Source organism: Leptospirillum ferrooxidans C2-3, from assembly GCF_000284315.1.
Taxonomy (GTDB): Bacteria; Nitrospirota; Leptospirillia; order Leptospirillales; family Leptospirillaceae; genus Leptospirillum; species Leptospirillum ferrooxidans.
Map to the genome: position 1 here is coordinate 126,997 of NC_017094.1, position 17,171 is coordinate 144,167.

21 protein-coding genes, 1 tRNA gene and 4 pseudogenes are annotated in these 17,171 nt (G+C 48.6%); 10 read left to right on the forward strand and 16 right to left on the reverse strand.

Annotated features, from left to right (window positions below; all coding sequences use genetic code 11):
* Positions 1-501, reverse strand: coding sequence for a Fur family transcriptional regulator (locus LFE_RS00620; RefSeq protein WP_014448348.1), 501 nt, complete (start codon positions 499-501; stop codon positions 1-3).
* 185 nt (positions 502-686) lie between these two features.
* Between LFE_RS00620 and LFE_RS00625 the strand changes: the two genes are divergently transcribed.
* Positions 687-761 (forward strand) — tRNA-Gly (locus tag LFE_RS00625).
* Between the two features lie 196 nt (positions 762-957).
* Here LFE_RS00625 and LFE_RS14610 read toward each other — a convergent pair.
* The 4 genes and pseudogenes from LFE_RS14610 to LFE_RS00645 form a co-directional block, all read right to left on the reverse strand.
* Positions 958-1,377 (reverse strand): annotated as a pseudogene (locus LFE_RS14610) (site-specific integrase); the annotation flags it as partial.
* A 244-nt stretch (positions 1,378-1,621) separates the two neighbouring features.
* Entirely contained in the window at positions 1,622-1,885 is a 264-nt protein-coding gene (locus tag LFE_RS00635; protein ID WP_014448350.1) for a hypothetical protein, read from the reverse strand.
* Positions 1,886-1,963: 78 nt separating this feature from the next.
* Entirely contained in the window at positions 1,964-3,337 is a 1,374-nt protein-coding gene (locus tag LFE_RS00640; RefSeq protein WP_014448351.1) for an ATP-binding protein, read from the reverse strand.
* A 1-nt stretch (position 3,338) separates the two neighbouring features.
* Positions 3,339-4,052: a hypothetical protein gene (locus tag LFE_RS00645; protein WP_014448352.1), complete on the reverse strand. Its 714-nt coding sequence runs from the start codon at positions 4,050-4,052 to the stop codon at positions 3,339-3,341.
* Positions 4,053-4,175: 123 nt separating this feature from the next.
* Here LFE_RS00645 and LFE_RS00650 point away from each other — a divergent pair, with 123 nt between their 5' ends.
* Positions 4,176-4,361, forward strand: a complete 186-nt coding sequence (locus tag LFE_RS00650; protein ID WP_014448353.1) for a helix-turn-helix domain-containing protein — start codon at positions 4,176-4,178, stop codon at positions 4,359-4,361.
* A 135-nt stretch (positions 4,362-4,496) separates the two neighbouring features.
* Positions 4,497-4,943 (forward strand): annotated as a pseudogene (locus tag LFE_RS00655) (transposase); the annotation flags it as partial.
* Positions 4,944-4,984: 41 nt separating this feature from the next.
* Here LFE_RS00655 and LFE_RS00660 read toward each other — a convergent pair.
* The 8 genes and pseudogenes from LFE_RS00660 to LFE_RS00690 all read right to left on the reverse strand — a co-directional run bounded on the left by LFE_RS00660 (position 4,985) and on the right by LFE_RS00690 (position 7,782).
* Complete coding sequence (locus tag LFE_RS00660) at positions 4,985-5,392, reverse strand: ComEC/Rec2 family competence protein (protein WP_014448355.1); 408 nt, start codon at positions 5,390-5,392, stop codon at positions 4,985-4,987.
* Positions 5,393-5,482: 90 nt separating this feature from the next.
* The gene (locus LFE_RS00665) at positions 5,483-6,319 is read right to left on the reverse strand and encodes a PD-(D/E)XK nuclease domain-containing protein (protein WP_014448356.1); all 837 of its coding nucleotides are present in this window, start codon (positions 6,317-6,319) and stop codon (positions 5,483-5,485) included.
* Between the two features lie 21 nt (positions 6,320-6,340).
* Positions 6,341-6,484, reverse strand: coding sequence for a TIGR02391 family protein (locus LFE_RS14615; protein ID WP_407081000.1), 144 nt, complete (start codon positions 6,482-6,484; stop codon positions 6,341-6,343).
* Positions 6,450-6,593 carry a hypothetical protein gene (locus LFE_RS14300; protein ID WP_232502537.1) on the reverse strand — a complete coding sequence of 48 codons (144 nt, stop codon included), beginning with the start codon at positions 6,591-6,593 and terminating at the stop codon, positions 6,450-6,452. Before LFE_RS14300 ends, LFE_RS14615 begins: the two co-directional genes overlap by 35 nt.
* A 218-nt stretch (positions 6,594-6,811) precedes the next feature.
* On the reverse strand, positions 6,812-7,099 hold the full coding sequence (locus tag LFE_RS00680; RefSeq protein ID WP_014448359.1) for an addiction module antidote protein: 288 nt from the start codon (positions 7,097-7,099) through the stop codon (positions 6,812-6,814).
* Positions 7,100-7,110: 11 nt separating this feature from the next.
* A complete protein-coding gene (locus LFE_RS00685) occupies positions 7,111-7,401 on the reverse strand; it encodes a type II toxin-antitoxin system RelE/ParE family toxin (RefSeq protein ID WP_014448360.1) in 291 nt (96 codons plus the stop codon).
* A gap of 13 nt (positions 7,402-7,414) precedes the next feature.
* Positions 7,415-7,580: pseudogene (locus LFE_RS14620) on the reverse strand (site-specific integrase); the annotation flags it as partial.
* Entirely contained in the window at positions 7,570-7,782 is a 213-nt protein-coding gene (locus tag LFE_RS00690; RefSeq protein WP_014448361.1) for a DUF2283 domain-containing protein, read from the reverse strand. The pseudogene LFE_RS14620 and the gene LFE_RS00690, both read right to left, overlap by 11 nt.
* A gap of 315 nt (positions 7,783-8,097) precedes the next feature.
* Here LFE_RS00690 and LFE_RS14305 point away from each other — a divergent pair.
* The 4 genes and pseudogenes from LFE_RS14305 to LFE_RS00715 form a co-directional block, all read left to right on the forward strand.
* A pseudogene (locus tag LFE_RS14305) lies at positions 8,098-8,325 on the forward strand (tyrosine-type recombinase/integrase); the annotation flags it as partial.
* 230 nt (positions 8,326-8,555) lie between these two features.
* Complete coding sequence (locus LFE_RS00700) at positions 8,556-8,921, forward strand: hypothetical protein (protein WP_232502538.1); 366 nt, start codon at positions 8,556-8,558, stop codon at positions 8,919-8,921.
* Positions 8,922-9,223: 302 nt separating this feature from the next.
* Complete coding sequence (locus LFE_RS00710; protein WP_014448365.1) at positions 9,224-9,526, forward strand: type II toxin-antitoxin system RelE/ParE family toxin; 303 nt, start codon at positions 9,224-9,226, stop codon at positions 9,524-9,526.
* Positions 9,523-9,804 (forward strand): addiction module antidote protein, encoded by a 282-nt coding sequence (locus LFE_RS00715; protein ID WP_014448366.1) that lies wholly within the window; start codon positions 9,523-9,525, stop codon positions 9,802-9,804. Before LFE_RS00710 ends, LFE_RS00715 begins: the two co-directional genes overlap by 4 nt.
* Here LFE_RS00715 and LFE_RS14030 read toward each other — a convergent pair.
* Together LFE_RS14030 and LFE_RS00720 are read right to left on the reverse strand one after the other, a co-directional pair.
* Entirely contained in the window at positions 9,795-9,947 is a 153-nt protein-coding gene (locus LFE_RS14030) for a hypothetical protein (protein ID WP_014448367.1), read from the reverse strand. The two genes, LFE_RS00715 and LFE_RS14030, sit on opposite strands and share 10 nt — an antisense overlap.
* 461 nt (positions 9,948-10,408) lie before the next feature.
* On the reverse strand, positions 10,409-11,347 hold the full coding sequence (locus tag LFE_RS00720; RefSeq protein ID WP_014448368.1) for an AraC family transcriptional regulator: 939 nt from the start codon (positions 11,345-11,347) through the stop codon (positions 10,409-10,411).
* A gap of 180 nt (positions 11,348-11,527) precedes the next feature.
* Between LFE_RS00720 and LFE_RS00725 the strand changes: the two genes are divergently transcribed.
* On the forward strand, positions 11,528-12,532 hold the full coding sequence (locus LFE_RS00725) for an aldo/keto reductase (RefSeq protein ID WP_014448369.1): 1,005 nt from the start codon (positions 11,528-11,530) through the stop codon (positions 12,530-12,532).
* Positions 12,533-12,566: 34 nt separating this feature from the next.
* Positions 12,567-13,625, forward strand: a complete 1,059-nt coding sequence (locus LFE_RS00730; RefSeq protein ID WP_014448370.1) for an NAD(P)-dependent alcohol dehydrogenase — start codon at positions 12,567-12,569, stop codon at positions 13,623-13,625.
* A 139-nt stretch (positions 13,626-13,764) separates the two neighbouring features.
* On the opposite strand, the gene LFE_RS12790 is transcribed toward LFE_RS00730, so the two are convergent.
* The gene (locus tag LFE_RS12790; RefSeq protein ID WP_014448371.1) at positions 13,765-15,039 is read right to left on the reverse strand and encodes a diguanylate cyclase domain-containing protein; all 1,275 of its coding nucleotides are present in this window, start codon (positions 15,037-15,039) and stop codon (positions 13,765-13,767) included.
* Positions 15,040-15,823: 784 nt separating this feature from the next.
* Between LFE_RS12790 and LFE_RS00750 the strand changes: the two genes are divergently transcribed.
* Complete coding sequence (locus LFE_RS00750; protein WP_014448372.1) at positions 15,824-17,095, forward strand: MFS transporter; 1,272 nt, start codon at positions 15,824-15,826, stop codon at positions 17,093-17,095.
* The last annotated feature ends 76 nt before the right edge of the window (positions 17,096-17,171 follow it).

Genomic DNA, 17,171 nt, shown 5'->3' on the forward strand with positions numbered 1-17,171 from the left:
TCAAGGGGAAATCGGATTCTTTTCCCGTTTTTTATTGGCTGTTGCACAGTTTTCACAGATGCCATAGATCTGAAGTCTATGGGAAACGATGGTAAAGTTTTTTTCTGCAGCAGCCAGATCCTGAAGATGCTCGATCACCGGTTGGTCAAATTCAATGACTGTTTCGCACTCGATACAGATCAGGTGGTCGTGATGGGATTCGGTATGAAGCTCATATCGGCTGAATTCGTCGTTGAACCGATGCTCTTCAATGAGCCCTTTTCCCTTTAACAGATTGAGTGTCCTGTAAACGGTAGCCAGACCAATCTTGGAGTTTTTCTTTCGGACAATCTGGTGAATGTCTTCAACGGACAGGTGTTTTTCTGTTCCGGTAAGGGCTGAGGCAATAACAAGCCTCTGAGGGGTGATCTGAATATTGAGCGAGCGAAATTTGGAGACAAGCTGCTTGATTTCCTCGCTTTCTCTGTTGATATCGTTTTGTATCGGCTTGGCGGATTTCATTTTGAGGTCACCTTTCCCATTGCGGGTGGATTTTTTTGTAAATCCAGATATTTTCAGGGTTCCATAAGATTACACCCGAAGATGATTTCCTGCAAGTCAAACTGATTCTCATTGTCAAACCGATTTCAGGACATTTCCTTGACAATATATCGGATAATCGCTATTTTAGTTTCGCCTCCATTATTGCGGGAATAGCTCAGCGGTAGAGCATCGCCTTGCCAAGGCGAGGGTCGCGGGTTCGAATCCCGTTTCCCGCTCCAGTATTTTCAATGCTTTCAGCGTTTTTTGTCCGCCTTCAATCCTCAAAAACTTCGTAGTGTCCGTTTTAGTGTCCGTTCCGATTTGGGGAGGAGATGCCTTGACCAACCCTTCGAGTGCGTTTAAAAGATGGGTCGGGCCAAGATGGGCATACCGGAGAATCATCCGTTGGGTCTTGTGCCCCATGAGTGTCTGAAGCGTCCGATCATTGGCCCCCTGCATCGCTAAACGTGAGGCAAACGAATGTCTCAGGTCGTGGAATCGGAAAGGGGCCAATCGAGCTTTTTTGACGGCAATCCCAAAGTCCCTCCTCAAGTTTCGGGCATCCATCCGTCCTCCATGGGTGTCGGTAAAGATCGCTCCCTCAAAATCCTCCTGTTTCCGAAAGGAACAGATCACTACCTTCACCCGACTGTTCATGTGGACGTGCGTCGATTCCCCGGATTTGCGATCTCGGACAAAGAGGGTTCCTGCATTGAAGTCGACATCCTCCCAATTCAGCTTCAAAAGTTCCCCCTGGCGAAGTCCTGTGTGCAGCGCGACCGTGACGATGGGATGGAGTCGCTCCGGAAGGGCGTTGAAGAGGCGTTCTTCTTGGTCCGGGGTGAGATATCGCACAACGGTGTTGTCGAACTTTGGAGCCGAAACGCGGGCAATGGGATTTTTTTCGATGAGCTCGTTCTTGATGGCCCGATTGAGGGATCGCCTTCAGAATCACCAATTCCCGGGCAATGGTGCCGGGCTTATAGTCTTCATCGATCATTTTGGCAATGATTTCTTCGACCATGTGGGGCTTGATCGAGAGTGCAGACTTGTCTCCGAAGGCGTCGAGCCAGCGACGAATGCGGGTGCTGTTGTCCCCCTATCTCTTGTGATGGATTTTGGCGTACTGCGCATACATTTCCGCCAATTCCCGAAAGGTAGGGTCGTATTTTTTGACAGGACGTGGGACGAGACGACCTTCCCGGGATTCTGTCTTGAGTCTGTCGCATGTTGCCCGGGCGGCGGACTTGCTCCCGACCTTCTTCCGAATGCGTTTGCCCTCATGCCAGATGTCGACCCACCAGATCCCCGATCCCGGAGGGAGTTCCCGGATGCCTCGATTTTCACCATTTTTTCGTGCCATAGAGTACGCTCCTTGATCGCGATTTTCCGTGGTGACAGGTTCAGAAGGAGGAACGCGCTTCCCTTCAGGGAAATGGCCCTATTTCAGAATTTTCCAGAAACCACCCTTGTCCGGTCCCACCCGTTCAATTCGGTTTTCCTTTTTGAGCTTCTTGATCTGCCAGACGATTCCGTCAAAGGAGACACCCGTTTTGTCGGCCAGTTCCCGAATGGTAAGGAATGGATCGGCGGCGATCAGATCGATAATCTGTTTCGTCGTGCTTGTCTCGGTTTTCTCCCTAGTTTTCTCCCTAGTTTTCTTAGTAGTTTTCTTGGTAGTTTTCTTGGTAGTTCTTTCAGGGTGAATATGGGAAGGAGGGTAGGGAAACTCCACCCGCAAGCCCGTTGTCTCATGGAGGAACTTCGGGAACGGAATGTGCGCCTTTCGGCAGGACTCCACAATTCGTTCGATCCCTCGTCCCCAGGACTCGATCATTCCGGCCCTGAAAAAGACGTGGGCGATCTCGGGGTTGAAGGGGTGGGAGGAGTGTTCCCGGACCAAGCGATCCGCGTTCCACTCCGGGGGGAGCTGTCCGTTGTTCCAGATCGAGAGCCGGTCGTCGTAGACGCGAATCTGAATGGGGATATGGCTTCCGTAGTCCTTATGGAGGATGGCGTTGGTTACAGCCTCGCGAAGGGCATCACCCGGCATCGGGAAGGTCTCGATCCGCTGGAGACCCTCGTAGGAGATGAGAGCCTTGAGATACTTGGTTCGAAGAAGGTCCACGGTGTTGTCCACCTGAGTGAAGAGATCCCCGTGAACCTCATCCTGATAGAGGAGATCGGTTTGGCTACTAAAGTATCCGATCTTGACATAGGATCCCGTCACGAATCTTTCGGGATCGGGATGGAAGAGGAGAAGGGCGGACCTCTTTAGGTAGGTCCCCTCCGTCAACCGAAGCCGTTCGATCAGGACGGCATCAGATCCCTTCAGGTCTTTCTCCGAGAGCCTCTGGCTTTGCATGGCACGATGCCTGAAGTCGTCGAGAATGTGTTCGTCAAGATCCTTGACCGAGACTTCGGGAACGGGCACACCATCCCATGTTTTCCCCTGCTTTCGCAGGAGAAACTGATCGAGGGAGCTGCCTTTGAGGGTCTGGTTCGTGGCCCCGCTCCGAAAGAAATATTCGCCCTTGTAGCTGATGGGAGTGGGGGAGGGATCCACAATGATCCTAATGAACTCATGGCCTTCTTCATTCTCAAGGTTTACGGACGGGATGATGCCTAAAACATCTCGAATCTTGTTGGGAAGGTCCACGAGCAGCTTGGGAGCATCAGGCAGGCCAAGAATCGTTCCATGGTCGTCCTTTCCCACCTCAAGAATCCCACCTTGGGCATTGGCGAACCCGCAAATGCTCTTCATCCATTCGTCCCGCCAGGAGCTTTTGTATTCCCGTCGCTGATCTTCAGTCATCTCACGGATCCTTCCTTAAAGAATTCATTTTCGTGATCCAGTCGAGCGCGGAGGCCGGGTCGAAGCCTAATCCCTGGAGAGCATTCACCACGCTGTCCCAGCCAGGAGGCGCGGGTGTTTTCAGGGAATGCTCGTTCGTGATGAGATCAAACTCTTCTGGAGTGATTTCTCCGGAAAAACAGCGGACATAAATCTCATTGGGAATTCTCTTCACGACGAACTGAAAATAGGAATCCTTCGGAAGGACCCTCCAGTGGGACCCTTCCGGGAGAAAAGCGGGGTCGATCGGGGGAATATTGCTTTCCAGAGAATATATTTTTCGAAGTAGAACGATGCGGGTATTCTGATTGTATGCGATGAGAGGAAGAAAGTATCGGTCCGGAAAATAGTCCCTCACGGAAAGCTTTTGGGGGGCAATATGAAATATTTCAAAGGGTTGCGAAAGCCATTTTAAGACAGAATAAAAGGGAGTCAGGTCGCCTTTCTTCATTGTCCATATGTGAACCTTTCTTGGATCAAGCGCTCCACCGACTATGCCCATATTTGAGAAAAGGCGATCTTTGCCCTCCGCTCCCAGGGCCGTCCGATTCCCACGCAGCCAGTTCGATAAATTCCCCGGGGAAATCGCGGCACTCCGGGCCACCTTTGACATGGATAATCCCGTCAGCGAGATGAGATTATTGGCGAGCTCGATTTCATCAAGGTTTTTACTCATATTGCCTGTCCCCTTGAAAAACGTTTTAGTTCGTTTTATAGTCGATCACAACGATATTATCCGATGATCATCTGGCGTTGTCAAGCTGTTCAAATTTTGGACCACGGGCGAAAGGAGCCTCAGATGATTGAGCCATTGTTAACCGTTAAAGAAGCGGCAACCCATCTCAGAATCAAGCCCTCCACGATAAGGCGGTGGATCTTTGATCGAAGTATCGAGGTTGTCCACATCGGGCGGGCGGTCAGGATTCCTACCCGAGTCGTGGAGGAAATCATCCGAGACGGGACCCGCAAGGCAATTTCCTTATAGTCTCCATTCCCCCTTTGGAGGGATTTCTCCTGAGGATTATTTCTCGTTTTATTGAATCCTCTCCGAAGGATTGTGTTTGAACATTTTGGGTCGTTTTTGGTTTAAGCCAGCCTACACACCGCCCCCTCCTAAAGGTACCTGGTCGCCATTATCGACTGGCATTCCCGGTATGTCGTGTCCTGGGAACTGGACCAGACACTTGAGATGCCGTTTGTCCTGGACTGTGTGGATCGGGCTTTCAAGACCGCTCTCCCTGCCATTTTCAACAGCGATCAGGGAAGCCATTTCACCAGCAACAGCTATATCGAACGTCTCTTGTCCAGGAACATCCAGATCAGCATGGACGGAAAGGGGCGAGCCATTGATACCATTTTCACAGAAAGACTCTGGAGAAGTATAAAATACGAGGAAGTTTATCTAAACGAATACGATACGCCCCGGCAAGCCAGAGAACGAATCCGGGATTGGTTCAGGTTTTACAACACTAAAAGACCTCATCAATCTTTGGACTACAAAACACCTTGGGAAATTCTCTCTGAAGGAGGAAAATCAGGACCGACCGAGACGGGAAAGAAAGATTAAAGCGATTAAAAGTACGGTTTTCTTTTCTGAGAAATATGTTCTTAGAAAAGGCATAAAAACTGTCTTGACAAACCCGTCCACTTTAATTCCTTTCTCAATTCATTGGCAAGCCCCTGTTCGGTCCAATTTTTATCGACAAAATACGGTCTAGCCTCTGCTGCAAAATTCCACGGCAAATTAACCCATAAATTTTCTACTGGCAGACCCTCTAATATCTCACGCATACCAGAAGCGTGGTCGGTATCAGGATGGGTCACCAGCGCATGGGTAATGACAACGTTGAAGCCAAATGTGGTTTTTAAGTGGACGACAAGATCTTTACCGGTATCCAAGGTTCCACCGTCGATGACTATGAGTTGCCAATTATTATCCTCTCCATAGCGAACTACAATGGCATCGCCCGGTCTTGATCCAGTTCCAACTGGTAGAAATTCTATTTCACAATTCATGGATACGATCCTTCGCCTACGTTCTATATAAATTCCCAAAAAATTCGCCATCAAAAATACTAACGGCTACCTCTCCCTAGTCTTTATACTTCATGAAAGAACTATCTTGACATTGAACCTTTTCCCGTTTCTCTCTTGTGGTCCTGAGTGCTTCTCAAAAGCCTCGGGATCCCGAAGGATTGATGCGTTATAGATCAGGAATATGATGGTTTTCAGGTAAGGCCATTTACTGTAAAGTTCTAAATCTTCTGAATATTCTTCAAAAATTCGTCTCTGATCCCCAGACTCGCGAACATATTTAACCTCGATCAAAATTCCTAGATTCTCGATAGAGATATCTGCCCGGCTGGATTTTGTAGAAGCCACTTTGGGAAGAGTGTCTTCCTGGACGGAATATTTCAGGTAAGCCTTCAAGACTGCTTGAAGGAGATCCTGAACATCATATTCGTCCTCGATTAAAAAAGGAGTTTTCCCTTTTCGAGTCCGATTGGAAAGAATTCTTGCTGAATATTGAATCCTTTGACAGATTTGGAGGACCAGAGCGGTATCGGAAATTGAGGGATCGGGAGCCACAGATGTTTCAGTCGACAGAAGCTCATTAGTTAGCTCGGTACCCATTCCTAATGGGATAAGATGCGGATCCTCCGATCCACAAAATCCACTCTGGACACTTTTCTGAACATAGTCATTCACGTATTTTTCTGTTGTATAGGGGGTATATGCGATTCTGATTTCAGATACTTTTTCTTTTTTGACAAGGATTCCAGACACAAAGAATTGTCGACCAGATAACCAAGGATCTATAATATTTTTCTTTAGCTGACTGAAACTAAGATCATTCACTACAGCATAGGGAGATTTTTCTCCGATCTTTATAGCACAATGCCAATATAATTCAGGAGGGTTGGAAAGATCGATATCACCCATTATGGAAAGCCTCCAATTAGTTTAGGGAATCCTTACATCATCCAACCGATTCATTTCGAGACTCGCAAGAAATAAAAAATGGATTGCTCTGGTTGAGTCGATGGAAACTATTTCATGAGCTTTAGGATTTCTAATTCCCGTCATGCTCCCGGCGAAAATCTCCATGAGTCGCTGGACGCTCTCGGTGACGAAAGACACCACTTGGCTTGTCGTCATTATTCGTATCCTCGCCGTCTTCGGATCTCTTCTTCAAAATCCCTGAAAGTCGATTCATCCATATCGCTCCAAACTCCAGCAAATGAAAGGATCGTTGATACGGGAAGAGGTTCTGAAGAAGCAAGACTCAAGGAGAAAGGATGGAGGAGGTTAATCACCTCTTCCAACTTTGTTTCAGGAATCTTTTGAACTTCTTCAAGAATGCGATTTCTCAATGGCTCATTTGACATCTCACCTCTGTCGATTCATCTGTTGGGGTTTGTCGCTCCAAAAATATCAACCGACCGTGGCATGAAGTCGTAACCCAAGGGATCGGAGAACTTTGAGAACCGTTGCAAACTCAGGATTTCCCTCTGCCGAAAGGGCCTTATAAAGGCTTTCACGGCCAAGGCCGGTTTCGCGGGCAATTTGCGTCATCCCCTTGGCCCGGGCTATATCTCCCAGAGCCGCTGCCACAAGGACAGGGTCTCCATCTTCGAGAGCCGCTTCAAGATAAGCGGCCATATCTTCTTCGGTTTCCAGATGTTCTGCCGGATCCCAAAGTCGGGTTTTTGTTTTTCGCATCTTAAATCCCCCTAAAGTTTGTCGGCAAGTTCATGGGCCGTTCTGATATCCTTTTCCTGTGTACTCTTGTCTCCCCCGGCCAGAAGAATAACAAGCGCGGGCCCGCATTGCGTGAAATAAATGCGATATCCTGGTCCGTAGTCTATTCGCATTTCGGAGATACCGGACCCTACCGGTTTCACGTCTCCAGGATTTCCGAGGGAAAGCCGGCGAATCCGAATATCAATTCTGGCCTTCGCGGCTCGATCTCGAAGTTCTGAAAACCATTCGGAATAAGTATCAGTCTGACGGACTTCGATCATGATTAATTGTATCCTATAAAATACGATTTTTCAATTGAGCTTTCAGATCCTCTGCCTTTAGATGCGGATACTGTTCCAGCATCTGAAGAGTCTTGTGGCCAGTTATAGCGGAAACTTGCATGGGAATAGGCCCTTCTCAAAAAAACGGCCTATGCTTCATGCCAGAAATCATGAAAACGTGGCCACATCCAGGCTCATTTGTTGGAGAGTATTTATCTCTCCGGTTTTTTTGGATGCGTCCAGGATTTCGATTCCCACCATATTGCTTTTCCTGTCGTAGTCTAGAATAGTGCCGTCAGCCACTTCCTCGCTGCTTTCGATCTTTTCCCCCGTCAAGTCAAGGTATATGGCATCCGCTTGTTGATCTACTCTTACCCGCATGGTTTCCTCCTGTCGAAAACGGATCATTTCAAAAATTCCGCAATGATTTCTTCAGCTTTCATGCGGATTATTTTTGTGATTTTCCTTGCCTTGAAAAGGCGAGGGTCGCGGGTTCGAATCCCGTTTCCCGCTCCATATTTTAAGCCATCCTTGAAAATTTCCTTCCTCTAAAATTCAATTTTTGTTGCAAATATGTTGCAATGAACTCCTGAAAGAATATGAAGTTTTGATCCCAATTTCAGGAGAAAAATTGGCCTCGATCTACAAACGCGGTCCCTATCAATCACGACAACATTTATCAGGTCCGTTTCACGGGCCAGATCCACCTACGAAAAGGAATGCGAAAATAGTGGAGAGAAACCGGATCCGACCTTCCTGACCGGCCTGACCTTTCACGATCTCCGGCACGAGGCCACCAGCCGGTTCTTTGAAAAGGGATTCAACCCAATGGAAGTTTCCACCATTACAGGCCATAAGACGCTCCAGATGCTCAAAAGGTACACGCATTTAAGAGCAGAGAACTTGGCGAAGAGGTTGAAATAAGAACTTTCAGTGGGCCGTTATGTCATTAACCAGCGAGATTAAGAACTCTAAAAGCCAGGTTCGTCAGTTCTTCTCAAGATTTGAAGATAAGGTAGGAATCAAGGAATGTTGCTCCATCTTTCAGAGCACAAAAACAATTCGGCCTTTATCATTTAACCATTGAACCTTATTCTTTTGTTGTTCACTCTTTGATCGGCACAACTGTTGACTATTTAATCCGATATTCAGCCATGCGGAACAAATTGATCTTTGAAGATACGATTGCCCATACTGCTCTCACAACTTTTTATTCAGAAGAAGATCTTTACGATTTGGCTTTGATGGAAAGCTTGAAAGACCTTTATCAAATCGGAATCCAATACTTGGATGGCCGGCCGGCCACCGATTCCGAAGCGATCTATTCGGCCACGGCTCTTTCTGTACTGGAGAAGAAATACAGGGGTGGAACACTACCAAAACTTTTCATGAGATCTATCGGGGAAAAAACGACAAGATCACTATTGGATGAATATGTCGAATGGATGGGGGGAAGGTCCTATATCGAGGATATTTACGAATCGATTAAGACGTTTGTAAATAATATCAAGGATCGCTGAAAGCGAACTCTTTAATGCCAGAATTGTGGTTTTTAATCAGGCGTTAAAAATTCTGCTCTGGTTGGCGGAGCCGATTTTGACTGTATCATCGTATATAACAATCTTTAAATTCTGACAGAAATCAAGACTATGGTAAAACCATTGGGGATAGAACATGTACGTCAGCTTATTGGCTATGCCCTTCTTTACGATGAAGAAAAGGATCTCTTCAAATTTACTGATATTGGTTTTTATCACTCGCGTTCTGGCTCCTGTATGTATTTGTGGTTGACTTATCGTATCCATTCGGATACGATTGTTGCATGATTGCCGTCCAGCAGACAGAAACCTTCGCGCATTGGCTTTCCTCTCTGAAGGATCGATCCGGACTGGTCCGGATCCTGTCCCGCCTGGACAGAATCGCGATGGGAAATTTTGGTGACGTAAAGCCGGTAGGAGAGGGCGTTTCGGAAATCCGAATCGATACGGGACCCGGATACCGCCTGTATTTCGTCCGCCAGGAGAACACGTTGATTCTCCTGCTTTGCGGCGGGGACAAATCGACGCAAGACCGCGACATCTCTCTGGCAAAGGAATTGAAGAAAACCCTGGAGAAGAAACCATGAAAGAAAAAATTCTGGAATTCGATCCGTCGGTATATCTCGACAGCGAGGAAACCATTGCGGAATACCTGACCGTCACCCTTGAGGAGAACGATCCCGATCTTCTCCTAGCGGCTCTGTCCAACGTGGCCAAAGCACGCGGAATGTCCCAGATAGCTCGGGAATCGGGGCTTGGGCGGGAAAGTCTTTACAAAGCCCTGACCCCCGGCTCCAAACCGCGCTTCGAAACGATCATGAAGGTGATGCACGCGCTGGGCGTCAAACTGGCCGTTCACGCCTGATCTCCTTTTCCGCCGCCGCCCGGGGGAATGGGTCGTCCGAAGCCCGAAAAAACAGTTTGCATGGAGTGGAGGACGTTCTGGCCCCCCGCCTCCATGGCGCGGCTTTCCCATCCGTCCCGGCTTTCGATGTCAAGAACTTTCATGTCCCAATAAGGTCCTGTATACAGAATTTCAAAAAGAAGAGAGGTCCATTCGCCACATTACAAAGGAGAGTTGCATCACTCGGGCGACCGTCCGAAAAGCGATTGCGATGACGGAGGTTCCCCGGTACCGGCTGACTGCCGAGAAGTCGTCTCCTGTTATTGGACCCATCAAATCTGTCATTGAACAATTGGCTCAATGAAGACCGGGAACGGTTCGGAAAACAGCGACATGCGGCCCGGAGGGTCTATGCCCGCTTGCTGGATGAACATCCGTTTTCTAGAAGCGAAAGCTTGGTTCGGAAATGTGTTCAAAAGCTTCGAGGCCAGGTATCGGAGGTGTTTATTCCTATGGAGTCCGATGCCGAGAAGATAGGGTCGCGGGCTCGAATCCCGTTTCCCGCTCCAGTATTCAGTCCAAGTTCAGGATACTCCTCAGGAATTCGTAACTTTTATTTGATAGCCTAATCGAATAGCTCGATTTGTCGCAGATTCGTGATATCCCTCAATGGAGGTGCGCCAAACATCCGGCTATATTCCCGGCTGAATTGAGATGGGCTTTCATAACCGACGTGCAAAGCTGCTGTTGCTGCGTCAAGTCTTTCGGTCATCATCAGACGTCTTGCTTCCTGCAACCGCAATTGCTTCTGGTATTGCAACGGACTGAGTGAGGTCATTGAACGGAAGTGATGATGGAAGGTCGAGATGCTCATCCCGGTCTCTTTGGCAAGATCATTGACCAAAAATGGCTCTGCGAAATGGTTTTTTATCCACTCGATTGTTCTCGCGATCTGGTGGCATTGGCTTCCTGCCAAGGCAATTTGTCTCAGTCTCATTCCCTGATCACCCACCAGCAATCTGTAAAGGATCTCCCGTTGAATGATAGGGGCTAGAAAAGGGATATCTTCTTCTGCCGATAGAAGGTCGACCAATCGATGGGTGGCTTCTAATAAAGGCTGTGTCATTTTTCCGGTTGCCATGGCTCGGCTGGATTGCTGGATTCGGGGGGGAGGAATCGGATTGTCCAGCATCATTTGTGAGATTTCCTTTGGGTCAAGAGTCATCTTTAGACCCAGATAAGGCTTCTCCCTGCTTGCCTCGGTGACTTGTACAATCGTTGGTAGATGGAGCGAGGTAATCAGATAGTTCTGACTATCGTAGATGTATGTGTCTTCTCCAAGAAGGACTCTTTTACTTCCTTGGGCGACCAGACAGAGGCTGGGTTCATACAGGCCATTGATCGGACCTGTCGGGGACTCCCTCCTGAATAGGGTCAGACCGGAAATGGCGGTTGTCTGAGATTCATTTTTCCCGGTCCATCGAGCAATTTTTTCACTCAAGGCATGCATGGAGAAAACCAGTTCGTATTCTTTTCTGTTCCCTGATTTCATTGAGCTTTTCATGAACCCCTCCCTTATCAATGTTATCTGACTTGTGCATATCTGGACAACTCTCATTTTTATCGCTCGTATTTTTAGGCAATTAAATGACAGGATTGGTCTACCGATCACCCTCATTGTTGAGGTAGGGTAAGTGCATGGCAAAGGAATACATTCCTGGACGATGGGAAAGGGGCAATTAAAATGAAAATGCGCACTTTGGGAAAGAGTGGCCTGAACGTTTCGGCTATCGGGCTTGGGTGCATGGGGATGAGTTTTTCCTACGGTCCTCCCAAAGACAAAAAGGAGATGATAGCCCTCATCCGAAAAGCCGTGGAATATGGCATTACCTTCTTTGATACGGCAGAGGTTTATGGTCCGTTCACCAACGAGGAGCTGGTGGGCGAAGCACTTGCTCCCATGCGCGATCACGTTGTGATTGCGACCAAGTTCGGGTTTGACACCCGTAACGATCCCCGGGGAATGACCGGATCCGGGCCGGTTCTAAACAGCCGACCGGAACATATCAGAAAAGTTGCCGAAGCGTCTCTTTCCCGGCTCAAGACCGATGTTATTGATCTCTTCTATCAGCATCGGGTGGACCCTGAAGTACCGATAGAAGAGGTGGCTGGAGTGGTTAAAGAGCTGATACAGGAAGGTAAGGTCCGCCATTTCGGGTTGTCTGAAGCCGGTCTCCGGACGATCGAACGAGCCCATGCCATTCAACCGGTTGCGGCTGTGCAGAATGAATATTCGCTTTGGTTCCGGCGGCCGGAAGAGGAACTTCTGTCGCTTCTTCAAAAATTGGGAATCGGACTTGTGTCTTACAGCCCTCTCGGCAGGGGATTCCTGACAGGAACGATTACGGAAAAAACAACATTTGAAAGCAACGATTTTCGAAGCACTCTTCAAAGATTTACCCAGGATGCCATAAAAGCCAATCGTGGCCTGATCGCTCTGATTGAACGGATTGCATCCGCCAAGAAGTCGACCCCGGCCCAAATCGCACTGGCGTGGCTATTGGCCCAAAGACCATGGATCGTTCCGATTCCGGGCACGACAAAGGTTAAGCGGCTCGAAGAAAATATCGAATCCCTGGAGATCGAGCTGACAGCGGATGATCTTCAAGAAATCAATGCCGCTTCTTCAATGATTACAGTCCATGGCGCTCGTTACCCGGAAAAAAGCGAGCAGATGACAGGGTTGTAAACCCATTAACCATTTCTGTTAAGGAGACTTGAACATGTATAAAGCCAAAGCCTATTCCGCCGCGAGTTCCACTGCCCCTTTTGTTTCCAATACCATTCCGCGACGGGATGTGACCGCCCGTGATGTGCAGATTGATATCCTGTTCTGTGGCATTTGTCATTCCGATCTTCATACGGTGCGTAACGAATGGAGCGATGTCATGCCAACGGTTTATCCAGTGGTTCCTGGACATGAGATTGTTGGACGGGTTGCAAAGGTCGGGTCCGGGGTTACGGCATTCAAGAAGGGCGATCTGGTTGGTGTTGGCTGTCTCGTCGATTCGGATCAAAGTTGTCCGAATTGTCTGGCCCATCTGGAGCAACTTTGCCCGAACGGGACGTTTACCTATAATTCTCCCGATAAACATCTTGGTGGGGTAACCTATGGTGGCTATTCAGACAGCATTGTCGTGGATGAGCACTTTGTTCTTCATGTCCCAGGGAATCTGAATCTTGCCGGAGTTGCTCCACTGCTCTGTGCAGGGATCACGACCTACTCACCAATGCGACGCTGGGGAAACATTCAGGGAAAAAAGGTCGGTGTGGTGGGCTTAGGAGGATTGGGGCACATGGGAGTCAAATTTGCCCGGGCATTTGGAGCACATGTGGTCGTTTTTACCACCTCACCCCGTAAAAAAGAGGATGCTCTCCGTCTTGGAGCTCATGAGGTCATTCTCTCCACAAGTCCCGAAGAGATGCAAAAACACGCCGGAACCTTCAGCTTTATTCTGGACACCATTTCCGCAGATCACGACATCAACGCCTATCTCAACATGCTTGGACCCGACGGAAACATCACTCTCGTTGGTGCTCCTGAAAAACCTCTTCCTGTGAATGCATTCGCTCTCCTGTTCGGGCGGAGAAGCCTTTCCGGATCACTTATTGGCGGGTTAAAGGAAACACAGGAGATGCTTGATTTTTGCGGCAAGCACAACATTACCTCCGATGTGGAGGTCATTCCGATTCAGAAGGTCAACGAAGCCTACGATCGTTTGCTGAAGTCCGATGTAAAGTACCGATTTTCAATAGATATGGATTCCCTGAAAAGCGAATGACGATATCAACCTGCCAGTTCGCCACATTCGTGGCGGCTGGCAGCCCTGGCGGATTTGGTTTGTATCTGGAGAATCTGTTGGAATCGTTTTCCAGGATGCTTTGCTATCAAGATACAAACGCGAACGTGTTGGTGTCCATTCATGCAGAAGGAGAGAATGAGTCTCTTCTCAGGATCTGTGCTCCCATGGAAAAACAGATGCGGTTTCCCCCCAATTCCTTGGAGCAGTACATGGCCTTGTCCGCTTCCTTCATGAGCGACTCCGGTGTCTCTCCATCCTCCGGGAAGACGGAAATTCCGATGCTTGCGCCGAGACATGGTGTTGCATTCGGGAGGATGATGGGATCATCAAGTGACTTGATGAGTCGTTCGCCAAGAAGGAATGGAGCTTCCGGATCGGTAAATCCGGACATGAGAAGAACGAATTCGTCTCCTCCAAGTCGTGACAGGACGTCTGAGCCTCTCAGTTGGCTGCCGAATCTTTTGGAGACCTCAATAAGTGCCAGGTCTCCGCTGTCATGTCCCAGAAGGTCATTGATCTCCTTGAACCTGTCCAGATCTATATAAAGAATGGCCAACCTTTTCTTTTCACGAGAACAGTTGGAGAGAGCGTATCCGATCCACTCCATGACAAAAGCTCGGTTCGGAAGCCCTGTCAGGGGATCGTGGTGGGCGTCGTGGTGAAGGGATGTCACGAGTTCATTCACTTTGGAGATGTCTTCAAGTATTCTTTTTGAGGCCACTCCCAGAAAAGACGCGAACAGGATGAAGGACAATCCAAATAGTGTTGATGCCCGGCGTAGCCTTTTTCGTGAAGCCTTTTCCATTTCCTCGTGTGCCTTGAGGTAGACGATCCGGATGTTCTCCATATAGGGGGTGATCTCCTCGAGAGGAGATCTTTCCTGGAGCTTCCTGAAGTGAGCGCGCGTTTCCATCAACCCCCGTTGTTGCATCCGTCGTGAGGATTGGACCAGATCAGAGCTCCCTATATTTGCGAATTGGTTCAGGCGGGCAAGGGTATCGGTCGATTTTCCCCTTGAAAGAAGTCTTCTAAGATCTCCAATGTCCTGCACCATCTTTTCGATTCCTGTCGTGTAAGAGACCAGATAGGCTGTCTGCCCCGAAAGAAGGTACCCGTTTTTTCCCAGACCACTTTCCGTAATGTCTGAATGGATCCGGTCAATCGCCGCCACAATGCGCTCATCCATCCGGGATTTGCTCTCTGCGTGCAGATACGAAAAGATTTCAAAAAGGGCACCTCCGTAGGATAGAACGGTTATGGATGTCAGAATGACCAGAAACCAGGCGAGTGCTCCTCCGGCCCATCGCCAGGGAAGAAAAGAGAAGGGATGTCGCCTGGGGAGAGGCGATCCTCTTTCTCCCGAGTTTAGAACAAGCCATTTTTTATACGCCATTGTTCATCCGATCATCGGTAGTGTGTCTTCATGGAGAGTTGTGAGAGGTGACGATTGTCTGATAACTCCTGAACCGAATTTGAAAAGCATCCGTTAAAAAAGACGGAAAGCGGCTATGGCCCAAGGAAGAGTGTTGGAAAAGCAGTAAAGATGACATGTCTGTTGGGCGGATGATGTCTTTAAAAAGATATCGGTGATTTTTCAGGAATTTTCTGTAAAAGGGGGAGGAGCGGTTGGAGGGATGCCTATCTGTCATATAGCCATCAGGCAAGGCCGCATTTTTTTCCAAAGGAGCTCTTTCGAGTTGGATGTCCCTGAGTTCAACCCTTGTTCTGGACTAAATCTAGCCTTGCCCATCATGATTTCTAACACCCATTTTAACGCGAACGGGACTGTCCATCCTGAGGGAAAGATTCATTTTCTACCCCCATATCTCCAAAAGAATAGCTTCATCCGGCATGATATTGGATCATTTTTTGAAATGGTGTCTTGTTTCCAAATCTTATAAATGCCAATCATTGATTGCGGACATTTTTTAGCATATTCAGGTTGTTTTCGGAGTGATCATCATCACATCTGGAGCCTTATTATTTCCCTTTGAATCTGTTTGTGAACAGGTCCAGTCTTTTTAAAGGGAGTTTGTTCCGGATTTTGCCTCTTGGACTGCCGGACTGTATCCTAGTCATTCGTCCATTCCCTAAAACGGGGCAAGGCTGCCATGGCTCTTTTCCCGCACAAAGGGATCTCTCTCACCAGACTATTATTTTTGAGGTTTCAGAACGATATGAGCTCGCCATCATCCAAAACACAAATTCTTCTCGCAAGTCTTGTGGGAACGACTATTGAGTTTTTTGATTTCTATATCTTTGCGACGGCATCTGTGCTGGTTTTTCCTTCTTTGTTCTTTCCATCGGGAAATCCCACAACGGCGGCTTTACAATCGCTTGCCACATTTGCGCTCGCTTTCATCACCCGACCGATCGGCGCAGTTCTTTTTGGACACTATGGAGATCGAGTCGGACGAAAGGCGACTCTGGTGGCGGCGCTTATGACGATGGGACTGTCCACCATCCTGATCGGTCTTCTTCCGACATATGGTCAAATTGGTCTCATGGCTCCGCTTCTTCTTGCGATTTGCCGTTTGGGACAAGGCTTGGGGCTGGGAGGGGAGTGGGGTGGTGCGGTCCTTCTGGCCACAGAAAATGCACCACCAGGCCGAAGGGCGTGGTATGGAATGTTTCCTCAGCTCGGAGCGCCGGTGGGATTCATTCTCTCCACGAGTCTTTTTTTAATCCTTTCTCATGAGCTGACCCATGAGGAGTTCGCATTATGGGGATGGAGGGTTCCTTTTCTGCTCAGTGCTTTTTTGGTGATGATCGGCCTTTGGGTTCGACTTCGTCTTATCGAGACGCCTGACTTCAGACAATCGATGGAGCGGGGGGAACGGGCCCGGATCCCTGTCCTTTCCGTGATCTTGCATTATCCAAAATCCCTTTTGATTGGACTCTTTTCCCTGTTGAGCACCTTTGTGCTCTTTTATCTCATGACCGTTTTTGCCCTCGGGTGGGGAACCACACATTTGGGTTATCCACGGGAGACTTTTTTATTTCTTCAAATGGCCGGAGTCCTATGCTTTGCATTGATGATCCCTGTATCGGCCCGGTATGCGGACCATCGGGGGTGTCGCGAGTCCATGATCCTTGCCACCGTCCTGATCTTCATTTTTGGTCTGACTTTTGGCCACGTAATGGTTTCCGGCCATCCCCTTCTGATCTTGCTTTTCTTTGTTCTTGGATTTTCGGTGACCGGCTTGACCTATGGTCCTGCAGGAACGGTGCTGGCAGAGCTCTTTCCAACACCGGTCCGTTATACCGGAGCGTCCCTTGCTTTTAATCTGGCGGGGATTGTTGGTGCCTCTCCGGCACCCTATATTGCGACAAAACTGGCTGTGACCCATGGAATTGGCGCTGTGGGAGGGTATCTTTGCGTCACGGCGGTTCTGACTTTTCTGGCTCTATTGGCTGTAAAGCCGGTGGGTGAAATCAGCGCTCCCTAGAAGTTGTTTTTGCTCAACTCCGGTCTTTGCCCCAGCGGTCGAATCCTTTCTGTAAGGGTGTATGATCGATCAAAGG